The sequence below is a fragment of the Mesorhizobium sp. CC13 genome (assembly GCF_039907765.1).
Classification (GTDB): domain Bacteria; phylum Pseudomonadota; class Alphaproteobacteria; order Rhizobiales; family Rhizobiaceae; genus Aminobacter.
This window is the reverse complement of record NZ_JARDJI010000042.1, coordinates 1-9,150: the sequence shown is the minus strand read 5'-3', so window position 1 is coordinate 9,150 and position 9,150 is coordinate 1. Positions and strand designations below refer to the sequence as shown.

General features: G+C 64.5%; 7 protein-coding genes, 1 pseudogene and 1 riboswitch. Of the genes and pseudogenes, 1 reads left to right on the top strand and 7 read right to left on the bottom strand.

Annotation, left to right across the window (positions count from 1 at the left end):
• The 5 genes and pseudogenes from PV773_RS24990 to PV773_RS24970 form a co-directional block, all read right to left on the bottom strand.
• Window positions 1-894 (bottom strand): annotated as a pseudogene (locus tag PV773_RS24990) (malate synthase G); the annotation flags it as partial.
• 9 nt (window positions 895-903) lie between these two features.
• Window positions 904-2,157: a D-amino acid dehydrogenase gene (locus PV773_RS24985; protein ID WP_347968966.1), complete on the bottom strand. Its 1,254-nt coding sequence runs from the start codon at window positions 2,155-2,157 to the stop codon at window positions 904-906.
• A gap of 137 nt (window positions 2,158-2,294) precedes the next feature.
• Window positions 2,295-2,397: riboswitch (glycine riboswitch) on the bottom strand.
• A gap of 64 nt (window positions 2,398-2,461) precedes the next feature.
• Entirely contained in the window at window positions 2,462-3,901 is a 1,440-nt protein-coding gene (locus PV773_RS24980) for an amidohydrolase family protein (RefSeq protein ID WP_347968965.1), read from the bottom strand.
• A gap of 223 nt (window positions 3,902-4,124) precedes the next feature.
• Entirely contained in the window at window positions 4,125-5,297 is a 1,173-nt protein-coding gene (locus PV773_RS24975; RefSeq protein WP_347968964.1) for a Xaa-Pro peptidase family protein, read from the bottom strand.
• Window positions 5,298-5,332: 35 nt separating this feature from the next.
• Entirely contained in the window at window positions 5,333-6,493 is a 1,161-nt protein-coding gene (locus tag PV773_RS24970) for an enolase C-terminal domain-like protein (RefSeq protein ID WP_347968963.1), read from the bottom strand.
• Between the two features lie 164 nt (window positions 6,494-6,657).
• On the opposite strand from PV773_RS24970, the gene PV773_RS24965 reads away from it, so the two are divergent.
• Window positions 6,658-6,969: a hypothetical protein gene (locus PV773_RS24965; protein WP_347968962.1), complete on the top strand. Its 312-nt coding sequence runs from the start codon at window positions 6,658-6,660 to the stop codon at window positions 6,967-6,969.
• A 517-nt stretch (window positions 6,970-7,486) separates the two neighbouring features.
• Here the strand turns inward: PV773_RS24965 and rbsK are convergent.
• Both rbsK and PV773_RS24955 read right to left on the bottom strand, forming a co-directional pair.
• Complete coding sequence (gene rbsK, locus PV773_RS24960) at window positions 7,487-8,422, bottom strand: ribokinase (protein ID WP_347968967.1); 936 nt, start codon at window positions 8,420-8,422, stop codon at window positions 7,487-7,489.
• Between the two features lie 26 nt (window positions 8,423-8,448).
• The gene (locus PV773_RS24955) at window positions 8,449-9,015 is read right to left on the bottom strand and encodes a nucleoside 2-deoxyribosyltransferase (RefSeq protein ID WP_347968961.1); all 567 of its coding nucleotides are present in this window, start codon (window positions 9,013-9,015) and stop codon (window positions 8,449-8,451) included.
• Between the last annotated feature and the right edge of the window lie 135 nt (window positions 9,016-9,150).

The window sequence follows — 9,150 nt, the reverse complement described above, 5'->3', positions numbered from 1 at the left end:
CCAGTTGCGGTAGACCAGAACCTTGTCCTCGGCGTCGACCGCGGCGACCGAATCCTCGCAGTCCTGGATGGTGGTCAAAGCCGATTCCACGATCATGTCGGCGATGCCGGCAGGATCGGTCTTGCCGATGGCGCTGTCGCGGTTCACCACCACCTCGACATGCAGGCCGTTCTTGACCAGCAGCACCGCGTCGGGGTTCTTGGCCTCGCCACGATAGCCCGCGAACTGTTTTGCATCGCGCAGCGACACCGAGCCGGAAGCGGTGGCAAGCTTCAGCGCCCCGCCCTCGACCGAAAGCCCGGTCACATCGCTCCAGCCGCCCTTTTCCAGAGGCGAAGACTCGTCCAGGAACGCCTTGGCCCAGGCGATGACCTTTGCGCCGCGCTTGGGGTTGTAGCCCTTGCCTTTCTCGGCACCGTCGGCGTCGGAGATGGCATCGGTGCCGTAGAGGGCATCGTAGAGCGAACCCCAGCGCGCGTTGGCGGCGTTCAGCGCGTAACGCGCGTTCATGACCGGCACCACCAGCTGCGGGCCGGCGACGGTGGCGATCTCGGGATCGACGTTGTCGGTCGTCACCGCAAAGGCAGGGCCTTCCGGCACGAGATAGCCGATGTCGGACAAGAACGCCTTGTAGGCGGCCATGTCGTGCGGCGCGCCGTGCTTGCGATACCAGGCGTCGAGCTTCAGCTGGAAGTCGTCGCGCTTTTCCAGGAGCGCCCGGTTCTTCGGCGCCAAGTCGTGCACGATATCGGCAAAGCCGGACCAGAATTTCTCCGCATCCACTCCGGTCCCGGGCATGGCCTCAGACACGACGAAGTCGTGCAGCTCGCGCGATATCGAAAGGCCAAACAGCGAAATCCTGCCGTCGATACGGTTCATCATGTTCATCGTCATAGCTCCCGGTCAGGCCGCGATCGCGGTGTCGGTGCGGAACTCGCCCGAGATCGTTTCGGCGACCATCTGGGCGGTTGCGGCCGACAGGGTCCAGCCGAGATGGCCGTGGCCGGTGTTGTAGAACACGCCTTGCTGGCGGCCCTTGCCGACCCTCGGCATCATGTTGGGCATCATCGGCCGGAGACCGGCCCAGGGCACGACGCGGTTGGTGTCGACATCGGGGAACAGCATGCGCGTCCAGTCGACCAGCGGCCTGACGCGATCGTCGCGGATGTCGCGGTTCATGCCGTTGAACTCGGCGGTGCCGGCAACGCGGAAACGCCCCGCGCCCAGGCGGCTGGTGACGATCTTGGCGCGGTCGTCGAGCAGGCTGACCCAGGGTGCGGCGTTCTGGCTGAGCTCGTCGTCGAGATGCACCGTGATCGAGTAGCCCTTGACCGGATAGACATTGACCCGGTCGCCCAGCATGGCGGCAAAGCGGCGGCTGGCGGCACCGGCGCAGACGACGATGCCGTCGGCCTCGACGATCCTGTAATCCGGCTGGCCGTCGGCGCCATCGGTCGTATAGCCGATGCAAAACACGCCATCGCGGGCGATGCGGTCGACATTGGCGTCGAAGACGAAGCGCGCGCCGCGCCGCTCGCAGGCTTTCGCCAGCCCGAAGGTGAACTTGTGGATGTCGCCGGTCGAATCCGACGGGGTGTAGAACCCACCATGGAAATCGCCATGCAGCGTCGGCTCGATCGACTTCACTTCTTCTGCCGTCACCGGCCGGCGGTCGAGGCCGCCCTCGACCAGCATCGCATTGACCTTCAACGCATGCTGGAAGCTCGGCTTGTCCCAGTAGAAATGCAGGATGCCGCGACGAACATGGTCGAAGTCGATGTTCTCGCGCTCGGCGATGGCAAACAGGTGCTTGCGCGCCGCAATCGCCAGCCGCGTCGTCTCAACGGTATTGTCGCGATAATTTGCGATGTTGGAAACGAACTCGGCCAGCCAGGCATATTTGTGCCAGGTCGGCCTGGGGTTCATCAGAAGCGGCGCATCGCTGCGCAGCATCCACTTGATGCCCTTGAGCAGGGTCGACCAGTGGTTCCACACCTCGGCATTGCTGGCCGACAGCTGGCCGCCATTGGCGAATGACGTCTCCATCGCGGCGTAACGCTGGCGGTCGATGACGGTCACGGAATAGCCGCGCTCAAGCAGCGCATAGGCGGTGGTTACGCCGGTGATACCGGCGCCGATAACGGCAATATGGGGCATTTCTCTCTCCGCGAACAAGGTTGGGAGCGGGCCGAAACCCGCCGTTTTTCCCCAATCTGTCGCTGTACCTGAGAGCTTAACCGCGATGGCGCGGCTTTCCCCTTCGGTGGACGCTCGAGGCGCCTCTCTCCAGATCGTTCAGCTGCATGGTCACTGTTGCCTGAGAGTTTCCTGGGGGGTTGCTCCGTCGGCGTCGGCCGGTGTCGTCTCGCAGCGGCCGATCTCTCCCATGCAGCCTCTTGAACGCATTGCTTCTACAGGCTGGAATGCGCTTCCGCAACGGCAGTCGCGGAAGCGCCTGATGTCAGTTTCCTTCGTCGTACAGCGTCGTGGTCGTCTCGACGCCATGCTCGTGCAGGCCGGCGCGCACCACGGCGGCAGCCGCCAGTTCGCGGGCCTTGCGGCGGATGGAGGGCTCGTCGACGCCCTGCACCTTGCCGTCGGCATAAACCGCCTTGCCGTCGACCCAGGTCTGGGTGATCGACGCTGTCGAAGCCGAGAACACCAGCGCCTGCAGCGGATCGTAGAACGGTGTCCACTCGACATGGTCGAGGTCGAACAGGATGAAGTCGGCCTTCTTGCCGATCTCCAGCGAGCCGATCTCGTCGTCCCACATCAGGGCGCGAGCACCTTCGATGGTGGCGGCGCGCAGCGCCTGGCGCGCCGTGAATACGTCGGGCTGCATGCGGGCGTCCTTGAACATGCCGGCGACGACCAGCATCTGCCGCATCAGGTTCATGTTGCCTGCGGCCGACACGCCGTCGGTGCCGAGGCCGACCTTGACGCCGGCCTTGACCATCTCGGGGTACTTGCCGATCGATGTCGCGCCCTTGCCGAGCTTGAACGACGAGCATGGGCAGAAGGCGACGCTGGCGCCGCGCTCGGCCAGCAGCTTGACTTCCTCGTCCGACACGGCGGCACCGTGGGCGATGACCAGGTTCTTGCGGATACCGCCGGCCTTGTCGACGCGGGTGATCGGCCAGCAGCCGTACTTGCTCTCGCAGACCTTGGCTTCCTCGATCGAGGTCGCCAGGTGATAGGTCGTGCCGACGCCGAGCTTCTCGGCGAGCGCGACCGCGCCGACATGCAGTTCGAGGCTGCAGGGTTCCTTGCCCTCGATGTTGACCCAGCAGCGGGCGCGGCCGTCGAGCGTGTTGTTGTAGCGCAGCACGTTTTCCTCGAGCACCTTCAGCGCCGACTGCGCGTCGGGGAAGAAGTGATGCTCGGCCATCTCCTCGGTCCAGCCGCGCGGCAGCTCGGCCGGGCGGTTGTCGGCGGCATGGCGGCCGGTGACGCCGCGGATGCCGGTCTTGTCCATGGCGCGGATGACGATGCCGGGATCGTATTGCGAGCCCATATCGAGGAAGCAGGTGGTGCCGCAGCGAAGCATCTCGGTGATGCCGAGCAGCGCACCCCAATATTCGTCTTCCTCGGTGATGTGGGCGTAGAAGGGCTTGGCCCAGTGGAACACCCAGGCGCGGGTGTTGAGATTATCGGGGAAGACCGCGCGCGACAGCGTCTCGGACAGATGCACATGGCTGTCGACGAAGCCCGGGCAGATGCCCAGCATCTTGCCGTCGATCACCTGGTCGAAGCTCTTGCCCTTGTGGCGCGCCGCCACCTCGTCGGCCTGGCCGATATCGGCGATGCGGCCGTTTTCGACCACCACGCTGGCGTTACGCAGCACCGTGTCGTTCTTGTCGACGGTAAAAGCGAAGTTCAGATTTTCGATCAGCGTGCGCATGCGGCTCCACCCAATTCCTTACCCACGGACCCTCCAGATCGCGTCGCCGGTCCGTGACGGCGAGCGCTGTGGCGAGCATTTCAGCGTTCTTTCAGACCGCGAAAATGCTCGCTTTAGCCTGCAGGCAATTCCAGACGGAAAACCGCGTCACACTTTTCCTGGAATTGCCCTGACGGCCGGGGCCAACAACCACCCGGACCGTCGTTTCGCAAGTCGCGACCTCTTAGGCCACGGCCTTGACCTTGCCGCCCTGCTTGGCGGTGCCGCACAGGATCAGCTTATCGGTGTCGGCATAGTCGGACAGGAGTTCCGAGCCCTTCGACGTCACCAGCAGCATGTCCTTGTTCTGCATGCCGTAGCCATAGCCGGTGTCGTAGCAGAGCGGCTCGAAGCCGAGCACCATGTTCTCTTCCAGCGGCGCGTCGCTGCCCGGCTTGCCCAGCACCGGCGTCAGGCCGAGATAGGGATCCTCGTGCAGGTGCAGTCCGATGCCGTGGCCGACAAACGAGATCGGCGGCAGGTTGAGCTTGGCGAGCTTGGCGATGAAGGCATCGTAGATCTCGCGGCAGCTGGCGCCCGGCTTCACCTTCTCCATGATCTCATATTTGCACTCGACCAGGTGAGCCCAGATCTTGTCGGCCATGGGCGGCGCCTCGCCGACGATGGCCGTGCGGCAGACACCGGCCTGGTAGCCGTTGATGACCGAGAAGATCTCGACGCGGCAGACGTCGCCGCGCTTCAGGATGCGGTCGGACGGACCGACATTGGGCAGCACCGAGCGCTCGCCGGTGGCGACGATCAGAAGCTTGAAGTGCTCGGCGCCGAGCGAATAGACGTTGCGGGTCAGGTGTCCGGCAATGTCCATCTCCGAATCGCCCGCGTCGACGACTGCCAGCGTATCGGTGATCGCCTGGTCGGCGATGCGCGACAGCTTGCTGAGCAGCGCGATCTCCTCGGCCGTCTTGATCTGGCGCAGCCGCGCCAGGATCGGCTCGGCATGCTCGAAGCGCGCGCCGGGCATCGCCGCGATCAGGCGGGCAAAGTCGCCGGCCGGCAGGTAATCCATTTCGAGACCGATACGCGCCTTGCCCAGACCGAGGCCGGCAAGCTGGTCGGCCAGCACAAGCATCGGATCGTCGGAGAATTCCGCCCAGATGCGGGCCGGCATGTCGGGCAGCCGGCGCTTGATGGTCGATGCCTCCATGTCGACGCCGAAGATCGCGGTGCGGCCGTCGGCGGTGACGATGGTCATCGCATGGCGGTGGCGGATCAGTGGCTGCGACGGCACGACGAAGCCAGCCGTGTAGGCGAAGTTTTCAGGCGACGAGCTGATGATGGCGTCGAGCCCGTGCTCGGCCATCGCCCTCACCTGCTTGGCTACGATTTCTGCCCGCATGATTGTTCCTCTCTCTTGGATTTCCTGGCCGGCGCTCAGTCGCGCACGCGGTATTTCTCGACCTTGGCGAGGTCGACATCGATGCCCATGCCGGGCCCTGACGGCACGACGACCGCACCGTCGACCACCTGCATCGGCTCGACCAGCAGGTCGTCCTTGTAGTAGATGCCGCCGACCTGGCCGTGCTGCGCCTCGGCCGGCGTCGAGATCGGGATGACGCAGGACAGCGTTGCCGCCGGCGAAGCGGCCGCGACCTGGACGTTGGCAAGATTGCCGATGCCAGTCTCGATCGAGCCATTGACGTTGCAGATGATGCCGGCGGCGCGGCAGACCGCGCCGACCTCCATCGCCTTGTAGAGGCCGCCGGCCTTGGTGGTGTAGATCGAGACGATCTGGATGCCGCCATTCTGGATGATCTGGACGGCATCATGCGCATTCCACGCCGACTCGTCGGCCATGACGGGCGCGTCGATGCGGCGGCCGACCTCGGCGATGCGCTCGATGCCCATCACCGGCTGCTCGACATATTTGAGCCGGTACTTTTCCATCTGGCGCACGGTCTGCACCGCCTCGCCGGGCGTCTTGTAGCCCTCGTTGGCATCGACGCAGATTTCCATTGCCTCGCCGGCTGCCTCGCGGACTGCGGCGACCATCTTGACGTCGCGGGCCGGGTCGACGCCGATCTTGACCTTGATCGTCCTGATGCCTTCGGCTGCGAGCTTGGCCGCCTCGACCTTGGCCTCCTCGATCGAGATCAGGCCGATCGAATGGGTGATGGCGACCTTGTCGCGCGCCTTGCCGCCGAGCAGCGTGTGGACGGGCACGTTCAGCCAACGGCCGGCGAGGTCGTATGCCGCGAACTCGACCGCCGCCTTGGAATAGGGATAGCCGCGGATGATGGCATCCATGCGGGCATGCAGTTCGGCGAAATTGCCGAGTTCGAGACCGATCACGGCGGGCGCCAGGTAGGTTTCGATGACGCTGCGGGTGATTATGGCGGACTCGCCGAAGTAGCGGCCGAACTCGCCACCCCAGTCCTTGAGCGCCGGCGCCTCGCCCCAGCCGACCCGGCCGTCGCTGTCGGTCATCTTGACCATGACATAGCGGCCGATGACCTCGGTCAGGCCGGCCCATTTGTGCTCGCGCCGCGTCGGCAGTTGGACAATGAGCGTTTCGATGGACTTGATGGTGGGCACGGGTGTTACCTTTTCCTTGTCACCGCCGAGGCACCGCTGTACGATGCGATCATCTAGTGTGATCACACTTTATGATCATATTTTTGGATGTCAAGCGACCCACCGAGCGAAATTTGGAAAGACGTGAGGTCGCCGGGAGCGCCGGCGGCAAACGGGAGGGAAAGATGATTGTCGAAGCGACCAACTACTTCGCCAAGGAAGGCCAAGCGGCCGAGGTTCTCGCGCAGCGCCGCAGGGCGACGGAAATCCGGCTCAAGCTCGGCCTCGAGCCCGGGCGCATCCTGGTGAGGCTGGAAGGAACCGGCCCCGACGTCCGCTGGGAATGCAGCTTCCCGTCACAAGAAGCCTACGACGCCGACCGCGCCGCACGCGCGGCCTCGCTCGACTTCGAAGCCGCCCGCAAGCAGATGCACACCCTACTCGACCGGTTCGAGCGCCATGTCAGCGTGGAGGATGGCCACTTCCCTTCGCTGTAAAGCGACCTAGGCACCGTGCCGCTGTAAAGCCACCCAACGGGGTCCTGCTCGGCCAACAGATCAGAATCGGGCCTATTCCTTCCTGGAATGCCGTTGGTCGCAGGTGCTATGCGCCAATCGTTCGCCGGACTGCTAGCGTCGCTTCACTCTCAAGTGATCGGCGTTGGCAGGATGCTCTCAGTTCACAGCCTGTTCGTCCTAAGAAGGACTGTGGTCGAATGGTTCAGTGCGTTCGCGCACGAGCGGTACCATCCCGAGAAGCACTACATGCGCGGCCCGGGGCCAGCGACGCTGCGCAAGGCGACGGCGGGCAGCGCGCCGAACCGGCCCCGCACTCACCGGCGCGACAACGCTTAGGGCTCTCCGCTTTTCCTCGAATCGCAGAAACGCTCTGGCTTCTCTAGCGGCAAACGCCGGCGGCGAGAGGGGCAGCATGCGCGGCCGCTCCGACCCTGCTTGCCTCACAGCTTGCTGGAGCAGACACCTCCGAACCGCCGGCAACTCCCACGATGACGTTCTATCCATTGTCGCGGAGAAAAGAGTCGATCTCAGCGCGGGTGGGCATAGACGGGGCGGTGCCGGGCTTTTGCACCGAAAGTGCCGCGACGGCTGCCCCGAAGCGGACGGCGTCGACCGGAGCGCGGCCCTCCGCAATCGCAACGGCGAAGCCACCGTTGAAGGCATCTCCGGCCCCGGTGGTGTCGACGACATTGTCGACGCGGAAGGCGGGGACAAGATGCGTGCCCGCCTCACCGTGCAGCAGCGCGCCCTTGGCTCCCAGGGTGATGAGTGCGTTGCGAGCCCCGCGCTCGACCAGCTTGGCTGCTGCTCGCAGGGCACCCTCATCCGTGCCGGTGTCGATCCCGCTCAATGTCGCGGCTTCGGTCTCGTTGGGTGTCACGAAGTCGCAATGGGCATAGATCGCGTTGTCCACGGGAAGCGCCGGCGCCGGATTGAGGACCGTGGTGACGCCTTGGCTTCGGGCGAGACGAAGCCCTTCGATGGCGGCATCTATCGGCTGCTCGAACTGCGTTACGAAAACCTTGGCGCCTCCGATCAACTGCTGCGCGGCGCGGACATCGGCAGGGCTCAGATTGGCTGCGGCACCGCTCTCGACAATGATGGCGTTGTCGCCCGTCTCGGAGGAGACGAAGATGAACGCGGCACCGGTCGGGGCGGCATCGTCGGTCAGCACGTGAGAAGTGTTGACGCCATCACGTGACCAGGCCTGCAGGGCCATTGTTCCAAAGGCGTCCCGTCCGATCCGTGTGATCATGGCGGCGCTCGCCCCGGCGCGCGCGGCGGCGATAACCTGATTGGAACCCTTGCCGCCCGGCCCCATGGCGAAACCCCTGCCAAGCAACGTCTCACCGACGACAGGCAGCCGCTCCGCCTTGAAAGCCAGGTCCGCGACAAAGGTTCCAAGCACGACGATATCAGCACGATCCATCAGACCAGCTCCCGGTTACAACGCGGAATTCACTTCAGGAATCTATCGGCCGCCAGCCGCAGGCATTCCTCGAACGCCTGATGGTCCGTGTACAGCTTACCCGGATCGACCTTGCGAGTAACGACCGTTCCGCCACGAACCGCGATGCCGCCGTCAAGCATGAGGTTATCGACCATGTCGAAGTCCTCCACCGCCAGCCCATCGGGTCCCCGCGGTCTGCCGTGAGCGTCAGGACGGATGTCGCCGTCATGAAGGGCAGCGACCCGCGTGAAATGGTCGCCGACGACGTTCGAGAAGGCATAGGCCGGGCAATCGCGGGCGCACATGAAGCCCAGCTCGAAGGCCGTGCCGACATCGGCGGCCACGCCACGGAAAGGCGTGAGATTGGCGATGATCATGTCGGCGCTCATCATCAGCCGCTCGTTGATCGAACTGATGGCGAGCCCTTTGCCCCGCTTGGTATCGATCGCCGGCACTTCCAGATCGCCGGGCGAGACAGGTGTGAACCCATAGCGCCGGGTCAGATCGATCTTGCGATCGAGCACCTCGCGCGCATTGGGCAAGAAGACTTCGGGACCGGCCAGGTAGACTTTCATGGATGAACGTTCTCGTGCTGAAGATTTTCCTGATGGAGCAAGGCAGTATGTTTTCCCCTACTGCCCTATTCCCTCAGTCCCCATACGGCACCCAGACGTTCTTGACCTCGGTTGCGCGGCGGAGGAAGGCGTCGC